General features: G+C 62.3%; 15 protein-coding genes, 1 tRNA gene and 1 riboswitch. Of the genes, 13 read left to right on the forward strand and 3 right to left on the reverse strand.

Annotation, left to right across the window (positions count from 1 at the left end):
* Positions 1–139 precede the first annotated feature (139 nt).
* Positions 140–835, reverse strand: a complete 696-nt coding sequence (gene ung, locus QWI18_RS05845) for a uracil-DNA glycosylase (RefSeq protein WP_065993194.1) — start codon at positions 833–835, stop codon at positions 140–142.
* 172 nt (positions 836–1,007) lie between these two features.
* Here ung and QWI18_RS05850 point away from each other — a divergent pair, with 172 nt between their 5' ends.
* The gene (locus tag QWI18_RS05850; protein ID WP_369318397.1) at positions 1,008–2,120 is read left to right on the forward strand and encodes an enoyl-CoA hydratase/isomerase family protein; all 1,113 of its coding nucleotides are present in this window, start codon (positions 1,008–1,010) and stop codon (positions 2,118–2,120) included.
* A 165-nt stretch (positions 2,121–2,285) separates the two neighbouring features.
* Here the strand turns inward: QWI18_RS05850 and QWI18_RS05855 are convergent, their stop codons facing one another.
* Positions 2,286–2,540, reverse strand: coding sequence for a hypothetical protein (locus tag QWI18_RS05855; RefSeq protein ID WP_369318398.1), 255 nt, complete (start codon positions 2,538–2,540; stop codon positions 2,286–2,288).
* A gap of 722 nt (positions 2,541–3,262) precedes the next feature.
* A riboswitch (guanidine-I (ykkC/yxkD leader) is annotated at positions 3,263–3,365 on the forward strand.
* 58 nt (positions 3,366–3,423) lie between these two features.
* On the opposite strand from QWI18_RS05855, the gene QWI18_RS05860 reads away from it, so the two are divergent.
* The 11 genes from QWI18_RS05860 (at position 3,424) to QWI18_RS05910 (ending at position 17,048) form a co-directional block, all read left to right on the forward strand.
* A complete protein-coding gene (locus tag QWI18_RS05860) occupies positions 3,424–4,491 on the forward strand; it encodes a putative urea ABC transporter substrate-binding protein (protein ID WP_192135238.1) in 1,068 nt (355 codons plus the stop codon).
* Between the two features lie 18 nt (positions 4,492–4,509).
* Complete coding sequence (locus QWI18_RS05865; RefSeq protein ID WP_065992408.1) at positions 4,510–5,325, forward strand: ABC transporter permease; 816 nt, start codon at positions 4,510–4,512, stop codon at positions 5,323–5,325.
* Positions 5,322–6,086 carry an ABC transporter ATP-binding protein gene (locus QWI18_RS05870; protein WP_296313878.1) on the forward strand — a complete coding sequence of 255 codons (765 nt, stop codon included), beginning with the start codon at positions 5,322–5,324 and terminating at the stop codon, positions 6,084–6,086. Before QWI18_RS05865 ends, QWI18_RS05870 begins: the two co-directional genes overlap by 4 nt.
* A 12-nt stretch (positions 6,087–6,098) precedes the next feature.
* On the forward strand, positions 6,099–6,824 hold the full coding sequence (locus tag QWI18_RS05875) for an urea amidolyase associated protein UAAP1 (protein WP_369318399.1): 726 nt from the start codon (positions 6,099–6,101) through the stop codon (positions 6,822–6,824).
* Positions 6,825–6,835: 11 nt separating this feature from the next.
* Entirely contained in the window at positions 6,836–7,471 is a 636-nt protein-coding gene (locus tag QWI18_RS05880) for an urea amidolyase associated protein UAAP2 (RefSeq protein ID WP_369318400.1), read from the forward strand.
* A gap of 129 nt (positions 7,472–7,600) precedes the next feature.
* The gene (gene uca, locus QWI18_RS05885; RefSeq protein WP_369318401.1) at positions 7,601–11,239 is read left to right on the forward strand and encodes an urea carboxylase; all 3,639 of its coding nucleotides are present in this window, start codon (positions 7,601–7,603) and stop codon (positions 11,237–11,239) included.
* 183 nt (positions 11,240–11,422) lie between these two features.
* Positions 11,423–14,839, forward strand: coding sequence for a DUF6543 domain-containing protein (locus QWI18_RS05890; RefSeq protein ID WP_369318402.1), 3,417 nt, complete (start codon positions 11,423–11,425; stop codon positions 14,837–14,839).
* A gap of 82 nt (positions 14,840–14,921) precedes the next feature.
* Positions 14,922–15,140, forward strand: a complete 219-nt coding sequence (locus tag QWI18_RS05895; RefSeq protein ID WP_108122281.1) for a cysteine-rich CWC family protein — start codon at positions 14,922–14,924, stop codon at positions 15,138–15,140.
* Positions 15,130–15,822 carry a pseudouridine synthase gene (locus QWI18_RS05900; RefSeq protein ID WP_192135249.1) on the forward strand — a complete coding sequence of 231 codons (693 nt, stop codon included), beginning with the start codon at positions 15,130–15,132 and terminating at the stop codon, positions 15,820–15,822. Before QWI18_RS05895 ends, QWI18_RS05900 begins: the two co-directional genes overlap by 11 nt.
* A gap of 83 nt (positions 15,823–15,905) precedes the next feature.
* Complete coding sequence (locus QWI18_RS05905; protein ID WP_369318403.1) at positions 15,906–16,790, forward strand: alpha/beta fold hydrolase; 885 nt, start codon at positions 15,906–15,908, stop codon at positions 16,788–16,790.
* A 184-nt stretch (positions 16,791–16,974) separates the two neighbouring features.
* Positions 16,975–17,048 (forward strand) — tRNA-Gly (locus tag QWI18_RS05910).
* Between the two features lie 99 nt (positions 17,049–17,147).
* Here the strand turns inward: QWI18_RS05910 and QWI18_RS05915 are convergent.
* Positions 17,148–17,288, reverse strand: coding sequence for a hypothetical protein (locus tag QWI18_RS05915; RefSeq protein WP_167355829.1), 141 nt, complete (start codon positions 17,286–17,288; stop codon positions 17,148–17,150).
* Between QWI18_RS05915 and QWI18_RS05920 the strand changes: the two genes are divergently transcribed.
* On the forward strand, positions 17,283–18,092 hold the full coding sequence (locus tag QWI18_RS05920) for an EAL domain-containing protein (RefSeq protein WP_192135253.1): 810 nt from the start codon (positions 17,283–17,285) through the stop codon (positions 18,090–18,092). The two genes, QWI18_RS05915 and QWI18_RS05920, sit on opposite strands and share 6 nt — an antisense overlap.
* Positions 18,093–18,146: the final 54 nt, after the last annotated feature.

Genomic DNA, 18,146 nt, shown 5'->3' on the forward strand with positions numbered 1-18,146 from the left:
CCTGATCCACCCCATGCGCCCATTCCACGACCGGTTCCCGGCCGATCGCGGGACAAGCCAGGCTCCTACATCGGGATCTGCGGCCGGCGCAGATGTTGGGCGCGCTCCTAGAAACTTCGCGGCGGACGAAGCATTTGCGTCAGACGCTGGCTGGCAATCGCCACTCGATCGGCGCCAGGCCGTTCTGCTCCAGAAACTTGTTTGTCAGACCAAAATGGCCGCAGCCCAGAAACCCTTTGTACGCTGACAGTGGCGATGGGTGCACGGCGGTCAGGATCAGGTGTTTGGATGCATCGATCAGTTTTTTCTTGCTCTGCGCATGGGCGCCCCACAGCAGGAACACCAGGTGCGGCTGCTGGGCGCTGACGGTTTCGATGATCTTGTCGGTGAAATGCTGCCAGCCTTTGCCTGCATGGGAGGCGGCGTTGGCGCGTTCGACGGTGAGCGTGGTGTTGAGCATCAGCACGCCCTGCTCGGCCCACGACTGCAGATAACCGTGGTTGGGGATGTCGATGTTCAAGTCGCGCTTGAGCTCTTTGTAGATGTTGACCAGCGAAGGCGGCGCCGGCACGCCCGGCTGCACCGAGAAGCACAGGCCGTGGGCCTGATTGGGGCCGTGATACGGGTCCTGACCGAGGATGACCACCTTCACGTTATCCAGCGGCGTCGAGTTCAGCGCATTGAAGATCAACGGTCCCGGCGGATAGATTTCCTTGCCCGCCGCATGCTCCTGACGCAGAAATTCGCGCAGCTCGCCCATGTAAGGCTTCTCGAATTCGTCGCGCAGGGCCTGCTTCCAGCTGGCCTCCAGTTTGATGCGGTCGTCGTTTGTCATGGTGTAATCCGGCAGAAACAATGCGCAACTTTAGGGACTGTGGCTGATTATTTCCAGCGCAGCGCACCGTGGGCTTTCCTACACTCGTTCACAGCCGCCGGTTTGCAACTTCCGGGCGTCGAGAGGACTCACAAGCCTCGAGAGATCCCCGTACCACTGATAAGAGGTCACGATGAATCTGCAATTTGAAGAGCTCACCGCCACGGACGGTGCCCGCCTGGGCATCGCCACGCTGGATGCGGAAAAATCCCTGAATGCCCTGTCGCTGCCGATGATTCTTGCGCTGCAGGACCGACTGAACGACTGGGCGAGCGACCCGCAAATTGTCTGCGTGTTGCTGCGCGGCAATGGCGAGAAAGCCTTCTGCGCCGGCGGTGACGTGCGCGCGCTGGTCGAGGCCGGGAGCGGTCAGCCCGGTACGGTTCCGCCGCTGGCTGCGCAGTTTTTCGCGGCGGAGTATCGACTGGATTACACGCTGCACACCTACCCCAAACCGCTGATCTGCTGGGGCCACGGTTATGTATTGGGCGGCGGGATGGGCTTGCTGCAAGGGGCGAACATTCGTGTCGTCACACCAAGCAGCCGGCTGGCGATGCCGGAAGTCAGCATCGGCCTGTTTCCTGACGTCGGCGCCAGTTGGTTCCTGTCGCGACTGCCGGGGAAACTGGGGCTGTTCCTTGGATTGACCGGCGCGCACATCAACGGCCGTGACGCGTTGGATCTAGGGCTCGCCGATCGCTTTCTGCTGGACGATCAGCAGGAGGAGATGATCGACCGGCTGTTGCAGCTCAATTGGCAGGAGCAGAAGAAGGTGCAACTGACCAGCCTGTTCAGGGCCCTGCAGCTGGAGGCCGTGGATCAGATGCCTGCCGCGCAATGGCTGCCTCGTCGCGAGACCGTAGATGAGCTGCTGGATGTGGCCGACGCGCCGAGCGCCTGGCATGCGTTGAAGCATCATTTGAATGCCGATGACCTTTTACTGGCCAAGGCGGCGAAGACCCTGACGGATGGCTGCCCGATGACGGCGCACCTGGTGTGGGAGCAGATCGAACGGGCGCGGCATCTGTCGTTGGCCGAGGTGTTTCAGATGGAATACACCATGGCCCTGAATTGCTGTCGACATCCTGAGTTCGCCGAGGGGGTGCGCGCGCGGCTGATCGACAAGGATCAAACGCCCCACTGGCACTGGCAGGACATTTCTAACATTCCTCTGGCGGTGGTGGACGCGCATTTCGAAAAAGCCTGGGAAGGCCGACACCCGCTGGCGGATTTGTCGGAGTATTGAGGCGTTGGTTCATGCCTGCATGGAGGGTGTTCTAACGGGCCTCTTCCCGGCTGAAGCCGGTCCTACTACTGGAATGCGTACCCCCTGTATATTAAAAGGGGTCTGATTTATTTGATTTTCAGAAAACGGGGACAGATTAATTTACGGTGAAGCGTTGTAAATAAATCAGTCCCCTTTAACACCCTTTAACAGGACTGGCTTTAGCCGGGGAAGCGTCAGGTGGTACACCTCAACCGTGAGATTCATCCCATAAAAAACGGCGCTCCTCGGAGCGCCGTTTTGTTGTGACTCAGCGATTGCCGCCACCCGGTCCGCCGTGGCCGCCACGGCCGAAACCGCCGTCTCCTCGGTGGCCGCCTCCCCCGGGGCCAAAGCCGGGACGCGGGCCGCCGCCACCACCGCCGCCGCCAGGATTGCCATGCCAACCGCCGCCTGGGCCGGGGCCATTGCCGCCGCCGGGTCTCGGACCTGGGGGCGGTGGACGATAGCCGTTGCCGCCACCGTTATAGCCACCCCCGCCATGGTACCCACCCCCTCCACCGTTCCAATTGCCACCGCCATAACCGGGACGCCCCCCGTATCCGGGACGGCCACCTCCGTATCCAGGCCCGTAATAACGGGGTGGAGGCGCGTAATAACGCGGTGGCGGCGCATAGTAGCGGGGCGCCGAGTAGTAACGCGGCGAGGAGTAATACACCGCTCCGCCTGAATACACCGGAGCGACCGGGCGATAACTGTCGTACACGTAACCGCTGCTGTAGCCACTGCTATAGATGGGCTGCGTGTAGCTCTCTGATTCGTAATAACCTCCGTAACAACCTGCAAGGGACAGCGTCATCAAAGCGGTAAGCAATCGTCGATACATGGCGGCCTCCCGGACCGCGGTAGAGCTCGAACCAGCGGCGCTGGTCGGCGTTCCCGAAACTGCCGAGAACGTTAACTGAGACTGCGAATTGCGGACCTAGTGCCCCAACGCGGCACCCAGGCGCCAGACGGCGCCCTGCTTCAGTGCACGTCTCGACCGTCCTGAAACGACCTGCGCCTGCCCGACTCAGGCGCCACAAGGGTTTGCGGGACTTGGCACAACTCTCGCTTTAATGATCGGGTGCAGGAGTCATCTCAGGTTCACGGCACCACAATTTGCAATAGCCGACTAGGGTTCCGGCTCGCCTTCCAGCGAGTGGCTGGTCCGAGAGTTGGCGACCTCCAGTAGAGGTTACACGGCGGGATAAAAGCCCGGGAGACAGGACACCAGTGGTGTCGCCGTGCTCCTGACCGTCCCTTTTCGCTACTGGAGACACCCATGCAAAAGTCCCGTCTGTTCAGTCTGCTCACCGCAGGCGTCTTCGCAGCATTGAGCCTCTCGGCCACCGCCGCCCCGAAAAAAGATTTCGACGTCTGCTGGACCATTTACGCCGGCTGGATGCCATGGGAATACGCAGGGACTCAAGGCATCGTCGACAAGTGGGCCAAGAAGTACGGCATCCACATCAAAGTCACCCAGCTCAACGACTACGTCGAATCCATCAACCAGTACACCGCCGGCCAGTTCGATGGCTGCACCATGACCAACATGGACGCCCTCACCATTCCCGCCGCCGGTGGCGTTGAAAGCACGGCGCTGGTGGTCAGCGACTTCTCCAACGGCAACGACGGCATCGTCATCAAGGGCGACGGCAAGAAAGTCACCGACCTCAAGGGCATGGACGTCAATCTGGTCGAGCTGTCGGTGTCCCACTACCTCCTCGCCCGCGCGCTGGATTCGGTGGACCTGACCGAGAAAGACCTCAAAGTCGTCAACACCTCCGACGCCGACATCGCCGCCGCTTTCAATACCAGCGAGGTCAAGGCCGTCACCACCTGGAACCCGATGCTTTCGGAGATCAAGGCCAAGCCCGGCGTCACCGAAGTGTTCGACTCCAGCAAGATCCCTGGCGAGATCATGGACATGATGGTGGTCAACACCCAGACCCTGAAAGACAACCCGGCACTGGGCAAAGCCCTGACCGGCGCGTGGTTTGAAGTGGTGGCGCTGATGAACGCCAAATCCGCCGAATCGAAAGCCGCACTGGAGCACATGGCCCAGGCGTCGGGCACCGATCTGGCCGGGTTCCAGTCGCAACTGGACACCACCAAGCTGTTCGCCACGCCCAAGGAAGCGCTGGAATTCGCCACCAGCAAGCAACTGCCGGCGACCATGCGCAGGGTCGCTGACTTCTCCTTCGAACACGGTTTGCTTGGCGAAGGCGCCAGAGACGCCAGCGCGGTCGGCATGACCTTCGCAGGCGGCGTGACCGAAGGCGACAAGGCCAACCTCAAGCTGCACTTCGACCCGAGCTACGTGCAGATGGCTGCCGACGGCACGTTGTAAAAACCAAGGGTCTTTGCCATGCGTTTGATAAACCGCCGCCCGGATCGCGCCAGTCGATTGATCCTGGTGCTCCTGCCGTTCGCCCTGTTGCTGTTCGCCTATTTCACGGGCTCGGCGACGCGGCTGACGGAAAACCCCAACGACAAGCTGCTGCCCAGCGCCGTGCAGATGACCGATGCGATCAAACGGGTGGCGTTCGTGCCCGATCAACGCACCGGCGAATACATCCTCTGGCAGGACACCGGCGCCAGTCTGCAGCGCCTCGCGATCGGCCTGGCGATCAGCGCCATTGTCGGGTTGTGCCTGGGCATTGCGTCGGGCGTGCTGCCGTTATTCAGCGCGCCGCTGTCGCCGTTACTGACCGTGCTCTCGATGGTGCCGCCGCTGGCGATTCTGCCGATCCTGTTCATCGTCTTCGGTCTGGGCGAGCTGTCGAAGGTGATGCTCATCGTCATCGGCATCACGCCGGTGCTGGCCCGTGATCTGGAGCAGCGCGCCCGGGAGATTCCGGTCGAACTGCTGATCAAGGCGCAGACCCTGGGAGCCTCGACCTGGACGCTGATCCTGCGGGTGGTACTGCCGCAGTTGCTGCCGCGCCTGTTGATCTCGCTGCGGCTGGTGCTGGGGTCGGCGTGGCTGTTTCTGATCGCGGCCGAAGCCATCGCCTCCACGGACGGTCTGGGTTACCGGATCTTTCTGGTGCGGCGCTATCTGGCGATGGACATGATTCTGCCCTACGTGGTGTGGATCACCCTCCTCGCCTGGCTGATGGACTGGGGCCTGAAAGCGCTCACACGCAAGGCATTCCCGTGGTACGAGGGCGCGCGCCCATGAGCTTCATTTCGGTCAAAAACGTCTGGCAGCAATACGGCGATCAGGTGGTGCTCGAAGGCCTGAACCTGAGCATCGCCGAAGGCGAGTTCTGCACGCTGGTGGGCGCGTCGGGCTGCGGTAAATCGACGTTCCTGCGCCTGCTGCTGGGCCAGGAAGTCGCCAGCAAAGGCACGATCCTGCTGGATGGCCAACCGCTGGCGAAGGAACCGGATTCGACCCGTGGCGTGGTGTTTCAGCGCTATTCGGTGTTCCCGCACTTGTCGGTGCTGGACAACGTCGCGCTGGGCCTTGAATTGCCGCGCTCGGCGTTGCTCGGGCGGCTGTTCGGTACCGCCAAGCGCGACGCCCGCGACCAGGCGGCGGCGCTGTTGCACAAGGTCGGCCTCGATCACGCGCTGGACAAGTACCCGACGCAATTGTCGGGCGGCATGCAGCAGCGTCTGGCCATCGCCCAGGCGCTGATCATGAAGCCTCGGGTGCTGCTGCTCGACGAGCCTTTCGGCGCCCTCGATCCCGGCATCCGCAAGGACATGCACGCGCTGCTGCTGGAGCTGTGGCGCGTGACCAAGCTGACGGTGTTCATGGTCACCCACGACCTGTCCGAAGGCTTCAACCTCGGCACCCGCCTGCTGGTGTTCGACAAGGTGCGCATCGACCCCCACGCCCCCGGCGCCTATGGCGCGCGCATCACTTACGACATTCCCCTGAACAGCGATCGTCGCGCCGCCCGGGTGGCGCTCGATTCGCTGAAAACGGCTTGAAGGACATTGCCCATGACTGACTCAACCACACTGTTTCCCGTCTTCGCCGAAGAGCTGCTGCCCGGCGGCGGCCACCTGTCGTTCGTGCTCAAACGCGGCGAACTGCTGCGGCTGACTGACCTGAACGGCAACGCCAACGTCAGCCTGACGATGTTCAACGCCCATGAAAAAACCGAGCGCCTGAACCTGCCCGACAGCCTCAAGTGCCAGCACACCGCCAAGCTCACGGCGGGCCATTGCCTGTATTCGGACATGGGCCGCGTGCTGGCGGCGATCACCGCCGACACCTGCGGCTGGAGCGACAGCATCGGCGGCGTGCTGTGCGCCGAAGAGGTCAGCGAGAAATACGGCCAGGGCCGCTATCAGGAACTGCGCAACGGCTTCTTCCGCAACGGCGCCGACAACCTGCTGGTGGAAATGGGCAAGTGGGGCCTGGGGCTTTCCGACCTGTTGATGACGCTGAACCTGTTCAGCCGGGTCAACGTCGACGATCACGGCGCGCTGGCCTTCGTGCCGAGCAATTCCAGAGCGGGGGACAGCATCGAGTTGTACGCGCCGATGGACACGCTGGTGGTCATGACCGCCCTGCAACACCCGATGGACCCCAACCCCGAATATGCGCCGCAACCCGTCCAGCTGAGCTGGATGAAGGCCGACCCCAGCGTCGCCGAACACTGCCGCACGTCCCGCGAAGAAAACGTGCGTGGCTTCATCAATACCGATCGCCTGTTCGCCTGAGGAGACTTGCCATGAGCACTGCACACTCTCATCACCACACGAACGCCCCCGTTTCCATCACCCACATCCCGGCCGGCGAGCCATCACTGACCGAACTCAAGGCCGGGCAAACCCTGCGCCTGCTCGATCTCGAAGGCAATCAGGCGGTCGACACGCTGTTCTACAGCCTCGCCAACCCCCGCGAACGCTACGACGTGCAACGGACGCTGCGCCGGCAGAACAACGTTTACCTGAGCAAAGGCAGCGTCCTTTATTCGAACCTGGGCAAGCCGATGCTGACCATCGTCGAAGACACCTGCGGACGCCACGATACCCTCGGCGGCGCCTGCGCCCAGGAGAGCAATACCGTGCGTTACGCGCTGGAAAAAAAGCACATGCACAGCTGCCGCGACAGCTACCTGCGGGCCTGCATCCATGACGGTCGGCTGGGCAAGCGCGACATCGGCCCGAACATCAACTTCTTCATGAACGTGCCGGTCACGGAGGACGGCGGGCTGACCTTCGAAGACGGCATTTCCGGCGCCGGCAAGTACGTCGAACTGCGCGCCGAGATGGACGTGATCGTGCTGATTTCCAACTGCCCGCAGCTCAACAACCCGTGCAACGGCTACAACCCGACCCCGGCGGAACTGCTCGTCTGGGACTGATCGCTGACCACAGTTTTAAAGGCCTCAAGGCTTCGGCGCGAGGGACGGCCTTCGTGCAACGCGTACCACAGCGGGACGGCCCGCTACCCAGTGAGGGACTGATCGCTATCAGTCCCCGGGGTCTATGCCATGTTCGACAAACTGCTGATTGCCAACCGCGGCGCCATTGCCTGCCGCATCCTGCGCACCCTCCGCGACCTGCAGGTCGAGGGCGTCGCGGTGTACGCCGAAGCGGACGCTGCCAGCCTGCACATCCTGCAAGCCGACGAAGCCCACAGCCTGGGCGACGGTGGTGCTGCTGGCACGTACCTGGCCGTGGACAAGATTCTGGCCATCGCTCAATCCACCGGCGCCAATGCGATTCACCCGGGTTACGGTTTCCTGTCAGAGAACGCGGCCTTCGCCCAGGCCTGTGAAGACGCCGGCATCGCCTTCGTCGGCCCGACGCCTGAGCAGCTGCGGGTTTTCGGCCTCAAGCATACCGCCCGCGCCCTCGCGAAACAGCACGGCGTGCCGATGCTCGAAGGCACCGAGCTGCTGGACAGCGTTGACGCTGCATTGAGCGCTGCTGAAACCATCGGCTACCCAGTGATGCTGAAAAGCACGGCGGGCGGCGGCGGCATCGGTATGCGGGTGTGCCGCAGCGCCAGTGAACTGAGCGAGTCGTTCGAGGCCGTCAAGCGCCTGGGCCAGAACAACTTCAGCGACGCCGGCGTGTTCATCGAGAAGTACATCCAGCGTGCCCGCCATCTGGAAGTGCAGGTGTTCGGCGACGGTTGTGGCGAGGTGATCGCCCTCGGCGTGCGCGATTGCTCGGTGCAGCGTCGCAATCAGAAAGTCCTCGAAGAAACCCCTGCGCCGAACCTCCCTGCCGGCATGGCCGATGAGCTGTGCGCCGCGGCGATCAAGCTGGCGAAAGCGGTGAACTATCGCAGCGCCGGCACCGTGGAGTTCGTCTTCGACAGCGACGATCAGCGCTTTTATTTTCTGGAAGTGAACACCCGATTGCAGGTCGAGCACGGCGTGACCGAGCAGGTCTGGGGCGTGGACCTGGTGAGCTGGATGATTCAGCTCGCGGCCGGTGATCTGCCGCCGCTCGTTGAATTGCGCGCGGGTCTACAGCCCGTCGGCCACGCGATTCAGGCGCGTTTGTACGCCGAAGACCCGGGCCGGGATTTCCAGCCCAGCCCGGGCTTGCTGACCTCGGTGCACTTCCCCGCCGCCGACGGCCAACACCTGCGCATCGACACGTGGGTCGAGGCCGGGTGCGAGATTCCGCCGTTTTTCGATCCGATGATCGCCAAGGTCATCAGCTGGGCGCCGGACAGAGCGTCCGCCAGCGACGGCCTGGCTCAGGCATTGAGCGAGACGCGGCTGTACGGGATCGAGACCAACCGCGACTACTTGCGGCAGATCATCGCGGACGTGCCGTTCGCCAGCGGCCAGCCGTGGACGCGGTGCCTTGAGGGGCTGACCTATCGCGCCGACACGTTCGAGGTCCTGAGCGGCGGCACCCAGACCAGCGTTCAGGATTACCCGGGGCGCCTGGGTTACTGGGCAGTGGGCGTGTCGCCGTCGGGTCCGATGGACAGCCGATCGTTGCGTCTGGGCAATGCTCTGGTGGGTAACGCTGAAGGGTGCGCCGCGCTGGAAATCACCATGAGCGGTCCGACGCTGCGCTTCAATACCGATGCGGTCATCGCCGTGACGGGCGCGGTCATTCCGCTGACGCTGGATGGCGACGCGCAGCCGATGAATCAATCGTTGCTTGTGCCTGCCGGATCGACTTTAGCGTTCGGGACCATTTCGGGCGCCGGTGCCCGCAGTTATCTGTGCGTGCGGGGCGGGCTGGACGTGCCGTGTTATCTGGGCAGCAAGAGCACGTTCACCCTGGGCCAGTTTGGCGGGCATGGCGGGCGAGCGTTGCGTGCAGGGGACGTGCTACATGTTGCGCCGTTGTCTGACCGCAGCGCAGGCGAACGGCTTGAACCGACGCAAGTCGCCGAGCTGCCGGAGGTGCGAGATATCCGGGTGATCTATGGCCCACACGCGGCTCCCGAATATTTCACCGAGCGCTACATCGAGACCTTCTTCGCCACCGATTGGGAAGTGCATTTCAACTCCAGCCGTACCGGCGTGCGCCTGATCGGGCCGAAACCGGAATGGGTGCGTGCCGACGGCGGCGAAGCGGGTCTGCACCCGTCGAACATTCATGACAATCCGTATGCCATCGGCGCAGTGGATTTCACCGGGGACATGCCGGTGATTCTTGGGCCGGACGGGCCGAGCCTGGGCGGTTTTGTCTGCCCGGTGACGATCATCGAGGCGGATCTGTGGCAGTTGGGGCAGCTCAAGGCCGGGGACAAAGTGCGGTTTTATCCGGTGAGTGTCGACGCGGCCCGCTGGCTGAAACTGAACACTGATCTGTGTGGGAAGGAGCTTGCTCGCGAAGAGGTCGGTACACCCCATGAGTCTATGGCGGCTGGGCCATCGCATTCGTGGGCAAGCGCGCTCCTACAGTCACCCATCGTTCTTGATATAGGTGAAAACGATACCCGCCTGGTCGCCCGCCTTTCCGGCGACACGCATCTGTTGCTGGAGATCGGCGCGCCGGAGCTGGATCTGGTGCTGCGCTTCCGGGGCCATGCGCTGATGCAGGCGCTGGAAAGCAAACAGCTGACCGGGGTGATTGACCTGACGCCAGGCATTCGTTCGCTACAGGTGCATTACCAGCCCGAGCAACTGCCGTTGAATACCCTGCTCGATGTGGTCGCCGGCGAGTGGGACGGGGTCTGCGCCAGCAAGAATCTGGAGGTGCCGTCACGCATCGTTCATCTGCCGTTGTCGTGGGACGACCCGGCCTGTCAGTTGGCCATCGAGAAGTACATGACCACCGTGCGCAAGGACGCGCCGTGGTGCCCGAGCAACCTGGAATTCATCCGCCGCATCAACGACCTGCCAAACCTCGACGAAGTGCACCGCACCGTCTTCGAGGCCAGCTACCTGGTGATGGGGCTGGGCGACGTCTACCTCGGTGCGCCGGTCGCCACGCCACTGGATCCCCGACATCGGCTGGTCACCACCAAATACAACCCGGCGCGGACCTGGACCGCCGAGAACTCCGTCGGCATCGGCGGCGCGTACATGTGCGTCTACGGCATGGAAGGTCCCGGCGGTTATCAGTTCGTGGGCCGCACGTTGCAGATGTGGAACCGTTATCGCGCCGTGGCGGCGTTCGATGGCAAACCGTGGCTGCTGCGGTTTTTCGATCAGATCCGTTTTTATCCGGTCAGCGCCGACGAGCTGCTGACCATCCGCCGCGATTTCCCCCTCGGTCGATACCCGCTGCAGATCGAGCACAGCACGCTCAATCTGACCGAGTACCAAGCCTTTCTGGCCGATGAAGCGCAGAGCATTGCGGCATTCCGCACTCAGCAGCAAAGCGCGTTCAACGCCGAACGCGAGCGCTGGATCGCCAACGGCCAGGCCTCGTTCGAAAGCGACGAAGCGGTGGCCGAATCCACGGAAGAAGCCCCGTTGCAAAACGGGCAGACCAGTATCGACAGCCACATTGCCGGCAATCTCTGGCAAGTGCAGGTCAGCGTCGGTCAGCGCGTCGAAGCGGGCGAAACCCTGGTGATTCTGGAGTCGATGAAGATGGAGATCCCGTTGCTGGCACCCCATGCCGGTGTCGTCAGTGACGTCCGCGTGCAACCCGGCTCGGCGGTCCGCGCTGGGCAACGGGTGGTCGTGCTGGACGTTGGCTGACTGGCACTGTTGCGGCTTGCGGCTTGCGGCTTGCGGCTTGCGGCTTGCGGCTTGCGGCTTGCGGCTGCGGCTTGCGGCTTTCATACAGGCATAAAACGCGGTGGCATACGCAATACATAGTTACCGCCATTGCAACCCGGCATCGCGCCATAGTGGGCACCTTTCCACGTGGCGCGATTTTTCATGAACGACCGCAGCAGCGCTCATTCCGCGAGCGGCCTTGATCTCATTTCCAACGACACCCTGCCCCATGGCGGGGATTTCAGCGTTTCGCCGTTCGTCGAGCCTTTGAGTCCGGTTGAATCCCTGGAGACCGCCGCCGTCGCGCCCGCTGAACCTCACTCGCTCAACCACAAACGTTTGATGCGCCAGGCCGTCAGCCCGGTCGCCGAATTGTTGTACGGATCATTCTGGGTCCTTAAAGCCTGGCAACTCGATCTGGCGTTTCCGCACTCAATCGTCCGCCATCTGGACCAGAGGCTGGAGGAAACGCTGCAGGCCCGATTCGCCACGGCAATCGACATCGATGAGCTGCACGTCAGTTTTGACACTGCGCTGGAGCCAGCCGTGGAGGTCGACGGCCGGGAGCGTTTCGAGCTGCGCCTGACGCTACGCGAGCTGGGCCGGGAGACGCTGAACCCGCTCGCACTTCTCGCCCTTCAACGCTGCGCCGAGGCTGATCGCCCGCTGTCGGCCTCGACGCCCTCGCTGACCGTCTCCGTGTTTTTCGAGCTGCTCATTGAAGCCCGATGGACACTGGAATATGAGCAGATGCAGCGTCAGTTCTGGGAGCAGCACGGCGACACATGGGCGATGCTCGCCAGGCTGGCGTTTCTCGATGGCCTGACCCGCTTGCATTCGCGCAAGCGCATCGATAACGAGGGCCATCTGCTGGCGCTCGATGCACTGGGGCTCAGCCGTTTTCCGCAACAGCTTCAGGACCTGCAGCCGATCAGGCCACCGGCACGCTCGACCGTGCGCGGGTTGGCGCTGAACGGCGAGATCATCCCCGGTATCTTCCATGTACGATCCAACACCACGGGGCATTGCTATGTGCATGTGCTGGACAGCGCGCCCCACTGCCATGAGTACATCAGCGATGACGCGCCCTGGAAGGCGGACAAGGTGCTGGAGGCGATCAACGCCTCGGCCTGGCATCGGCTCAATCTCTCCCTGGACGGCACGCGCACGGCCCTCACGCTGGGGGATCCTTCGGACGACGTGTTCGCTCAACTGCGTGTTGCCCAGCAACGCTTTTGGGCTGCGCGACTGACCGGCGGCGACACGGTTGAATCGCCCGACGCTCTCATCGACGACGACCACGCGGCGCTCATGCCCATCGAGCCAGCGTTGGCCCTGGTCAGCGCCCTCGATCACTGGCACCACCATGAGCCATTGCTGGCGCGAATCCCGACGCCCCTCGGGGTTGCAAATCGGCTCATGGGCCAGTGGCTCAGGCAGATGTCTCCCCGGCTCAAACCGGTCCCGTTGAATCAAACGCACACTTTGATCACAGACCCGCAGCAGGTGTTCATCCGCTACCTGCCCGGCACGTCGAGGACGCCTTGGGGCCACCCGCGAATCGCGGCGGCCAACGTCATCGTTGCGCCAGATGAAACGCCCGTCACGCTGAGTCAGGCACTGCTGAGCCGTTTCAGGGCGCTTCAACCTCAGGGGTACGATGACGAAGGCGGGCGCTGGGTCGTGTATGCCGACCCCAGCGGCAAAGGGACGTGGTCGGCGGAAGCGGAGCTTAATATCAGCGCAACCAGCGTCGAGGCCTACATTCAGGGCATCGATTTTCTCGGGCTCATGCAGCACCAACTCGGCCGGTTCTGGCAGCAGCAACGCGCCGACGTCGAGCGTTCACTCTGGTCGACGTTCATCGGCCAGGCGCTGCTGGCCCTGAAGAACGGCGATCTTCCAAGGGACAGCTTCCACAGGGTCACCGATGCTGTAGAGCAGGCTCAGCAGGTGCATCTGCCGGACACGCCACTTTTCGGGACAGCACTCATACGCTGGAGCGCTGCGGGCTTTTACGTGGGCAACGGCCTGCCACTCGGTGCCGACTGCCCTCCTTGCGTCGGCTTGCTGATGATCAGGGCTCCAGGCCAGGAAGGCGGCGTGCTTTATCAAGCCGGTCAGTCCAGGCCCTTCGTGCCTTTCAGCGGTCGTCAGGCGCTCATCGACCATCTGACTGCCGCCGCCGCCGACCCTGCCTGGCGCGAGACAGTGCTCAGCTACATGCCGCGCCGTCTTCACGTCAGGCTTGGTTATATCCTCGAGCTGTGGGGCGGGGTTCGTGCGCCGGCCGAACCGGTTTCGATCCTGCGTCCCTGGACCGAGCCGCTTTACAGCCCGGACACCCATGCCGCTCGGCAACATCAATGGGACGAGCAGAAACTGTCCGGCTCGCCCATGGGCTTCATCTGTGAGGGCCTGCGTCTTAACAGCCAGTACGACGCCGAGGACCGCATCGTCACCGACCGAGAGCAGGCACTCGGCAGCTGGCTTCAACACCTCAATCGCCTGCAACTGCTGCTGGCACCGATGGCGCTCTTGCTGCCGGCGGCCTCGGTTGCGGCGCTGACAGCCAGCGCGGCAAGTGTCGCGCTCGGCATTCAGGCCGCCAACCTCCCCGGCGACCGTCAGGAAGAGCGGCGCCAGGTGATGTTCGCCATTCTGTCTCTGGGACTGTTACACATGGCGCCGGCCACACCACGGCTGCTCCAGGCGTTCCGCAAACTGGCAGCGCCGACTAAAGCCCTGAGCCGAGGGCTTGGGCGGGGGCTTGGACAGGGGCTTACGCGAGGCCAGTCCGCTCCACCTGCCCATCGTTTCGGGGACTGGCTGCGGCGCTCGACCCATGCACGCAAAACGCTGATCAAGCCGTTTTTCAATGGCACTGCGCTGATGAAGACATGGCGCGTGGCGGGCAGCGCCGAATTCGGTACGTCAGCGGTTCAGGTGTGGAAACTGGGGCGCAAGTTTCTGTTGTGGACCTCGCACCGGAGCCAGGCCCGCACGCTGGTCGTCAGCAGCCATGGCTACTACCTGCCCTGGACACGCACGACAGCAATCCCCAACGGCACGGAGCTCAGAACCTTCGCGCCCCACGGCCATGAACTGGTGGACCCGATACTGCACCGGATTGCCAGCCAGTCCGTACGGCCCTACGCAATGCTGAACAGTACACAGACGCTGCCCGGCCCGGGCGTCGGGCCGTTTCATGACATGCTGGCGCGGGACACGCTGATGGCCGGCACCTTGCTGCCGGGGCGCATCAAGAACTACACCCTGGCGAAATTTCAGAGCGAGCACTATGAGAGTTATCGGGACATCAGCCAGATCGTGCGCAACAGTCATCAGCCGCCGCTGCCCAGTCCACTGCCGAAAACGCCCATGGATGTGCTGACCGTGCGCAACCGGTTCGGCATGACCAACCCGACCCTGCAGGACCTGTTCGGGGCGTTGCATCGGCAAGGAATTCATTACGACAACATCCTGCTGGTGCATTGCCGATGCCCTGCCGTGGGATCATTGCTGGGGCGCTCCCCCTCTTTTGTAGCCCCCCCGGGCCCATCGCCGATTACCCCGTAGGCGCATCGGCCGAGATCACATGCTCATGGCGCAAGACAGGGCGGCGCGCTAGCATTGGCGGCATTCAAAGGCGGCGCCCTACATGGACACTCACATCATCGACACGAGCATCTGTCCGGTTTGCGGCGCCGGTAACCGCTGCACCTTGGCTGATCCGCGCACAGTGGACCAGGCCTGCTGGTGTTTCACCGCCGAGATCGACCCGGCGGTATTGGCAGCCCTGCCCGAAGAGGTCCGTGGACTGGCATGCCTCTGCCCGCGATGTGCCGGCCTTGAAGCGGCGAGCCGCGATGCGTCTTGACCGTTTCCTCAGCAACCTGCCGCGCTTCAGCCGCAAGGACGTGCGCCTGGTGCTGATCGCAGGCCGTGTGCAGGTCGACGGGGTGCCGGTCAAAAACCCGCTGCATGAGGTGCGCGAATTCAGTCAGGTGCGGATCGATGACCAAGTCCTTCAGCTCGGCAAACCCGCCCGCTACTTCATGCTGAACAAGCCCCAGGGTTGCGTCAGCGCGACCGTCGATCCGCAGCACCCCACCGTGCTCGATCTGCTCGATGAACCGGACAAGGACGATCTGCACATCGCCGGCCGCCTGGATTTCAACACGTCCGGGCTAATGCTGATCACCAACGATGGCCAGTGGTCGCGACGCCTGACGCAGCCAACCACCAAATTGGCGAAGGTCTATTACGTCGAGACCGAAGACGAAATCGGCGCGCATTACATCGAGAAATTCGCTGAAGGGTTTTATTTCGCGTTCGAGGACCTGACGACACAGCCCGCCGCGCTGACGATTCTTGCCAGTCATCGCGCCCGGTTGAGCATCGTCGAAGGGCGTTACCATCAGGTCAAGCGCATGTTCGGCCACTTCGACAACAAGGTGACCCGGCTGCACCGCGAAAGCATGGGCCCCTTGATGCTCGACCCCACGCTGAAGCCCGGACAGTACAGAACGCTGAGTGCCGATGAAATCGCGTTGATCTGAAACCTGAGTCCTATTGCCTACCTGTCACGAAACCCGTGCAACGTGTCTGCGCGCACCCCGTTTTTTCGTCAGGAGACATGGAGATGAAAGCAGAAATCGCTGTGCTGGATATACAGGGCCAGTTCCGGGTGTATACGGAGCTGTACCGCGCAGACGCCGCCGAGCAGACCATCATTCTGGTCAATGGCTCGCTTGCCACGACCACCTCCTTCGCTCAGGCCGTGCGCAACCTTCACCCGCAATTCAACGTCGTGCTGTACGACCCGCCCTACGCCGGTAAATCTAAACCCCACAATGCCCATGAACGGCCGCTCACCAAAGAGATTGAAGGCCAGCTGCTTCTGGAGCTGATCGACCATTTCAACGCCGAACTCCTGATGTCGTTCTCATGGGGCGGCGCGGCGGCACTGGTCGCTCTGGCGCACCGGCCCAAGCGAATCGAAAAGGCAGTCATCAGCTCGTTCTCTCCCGTCATCAGCGACCCGCTGCGCGACTATCTCGAGCGCGGCCGGCAATTCTTCGGCACTTACAATCGTCACGGGGTCGGGGAGTTGCTCAACAGCACCCTGGGCAAACACCTGCCCTCGCTGTTCAAACGCTACAACCACAAGCACGTCAGCTCTCTGGATTTGCATGAGTACGCGCAGATGCACCACCACATCGATCATGTGTTGGACCCGAGCAATCATCCTCAGATGAAAGCGGCGAAGCGCATCAATGTGCCGGTGCTGTTCATGAACGGCGCGTGGGACGAATACACCTCGGCTGCCGACGCCCGGCACTTCGCTCACTACATCCGCGATTGCCACTTCAGCACCCTTCAGGATGCCGGGCACTTTCTGGACATGGAGAACAAGGCGGCATGCCTGGCATCGAAAAATGCACTGCATGGGTTTCTGACGCCCGCGCCTGAACCCCGCCGCGTTCATTACAGAACGGGGCAGTTGCAACAGGCGTTTGCGGTGTGATTGGAATGGGAAATGATAGGACAGCAGCCGGGGAAGGAAGGGTTTGCTGCAGAGCCTGATGAGTGCCATTGGACGGCGAATCAGGGGTCGACGAGGTGGCATTTGGTCGGTGCGGCATATAACGCTTCAATTAACACGCAGCATCTGGTACAAAGTCAGCCGCGCCAAAGGCGTCGATTTAAAAGCGGGTATAGTTTAGTGGTAAAACGAAAGCTTCCCAAGCTTTAGTTGAGGGTTCGATTCCCTCTACCCGCTCCATCTCCCCCAGTGTTTCCGGGCCTTTCAGCCCTCCTTCTCTCAGAATCAACCTCGCCTCTTGCCCTCGCCTTCTAAAAGCCCGAGACAGGCCGCCCCCTCTCACGCATCGACTTCGCTACCGCTGATCCCCTGCTGAAAATCCGCAGCAAAGTTTTCACCGACGCTGCCGATACAGAGAAACCAGTCGCTCGAAATCCACAGATCGACCGACCAAATCTCAAGGCAGTGACGATCATGCAACACATTCCCCTGGCAACCTTCGAATCCATTGGCTGCGCTGAATGCCGAAACCTTGAAGGGCTGGGATTCGACTTCACCATGGCTTTTCAGCCTATTTTCAACGTCACCACGGGCGCGCCCTTCGCTTACGAGGCGCTGGTAAGGGGTGTCAACGGCGAGTCCGCCGCGTTTATCCTGGGCCAGGTCAACGACGGCAACCGATACCGTTTCGATCAGGCATGCCGAGTGCGGGCCATCGAGCTCGCTACCCAGTTGGGCCTTCCCGCGATTCCAGACTGCAAGCTGAGTATCAACTTCCTGCCCAAAGCGGTGTATCGGGCGGAAACCTGCATTCGCGCAACCCTTGAAGCGTCTCGGACGTTCGACTTCCCGGTGGATCGGCTTATGTTCGAGGTCACCGAAGGCGAGCGCGTCGAAGACCCGAACCATCTCAAGTCGATTTTTGAAGAGTACGCGCGGCAAGGTTTCACCACCGCTATAGATGACTTCGGATCAGGATATTCCGGCCTCAACATGCTGGCGATGTTTCAGCCACAGGTGCTGAAAATCGACATGGCGCTCACCCGTGATATCGACCGGGACGGTGTACGTCAGGCGATTGTTGAAGGGATTGTGCTGGTTTCGAAGCGTCTGGGTATCACCGTGGTCGCCGAAGGCATCGAGACCTGCGAAGAGCGCGACGCCTTGCTGGGCCTGGGCGTCGAACTGATGCAGGGCTACCTGTTTGCCAAGCCCATGGTGGGGCAATTGCAGCCGATGCCGTCGCATCTGATAAGCGGCTCGGACGTTGTCGAAGTCGCTTGATTCCCAGAGCAATCGTTGACGATCCTGGGGTTAGGGGTCAGTTATGAAGGCGAC

This window comes from Pseudomonas sp. W2Oct36 (assembly GCF_041060465.1).
GTDB classification, from domain to species: Bacteria; Pseudomonadota; Gammaproteobacteria; order Pseudomonadales; family Pseudomonadaceae; genus Aquipseudomonas; species Aquipseudomonas graminis_B.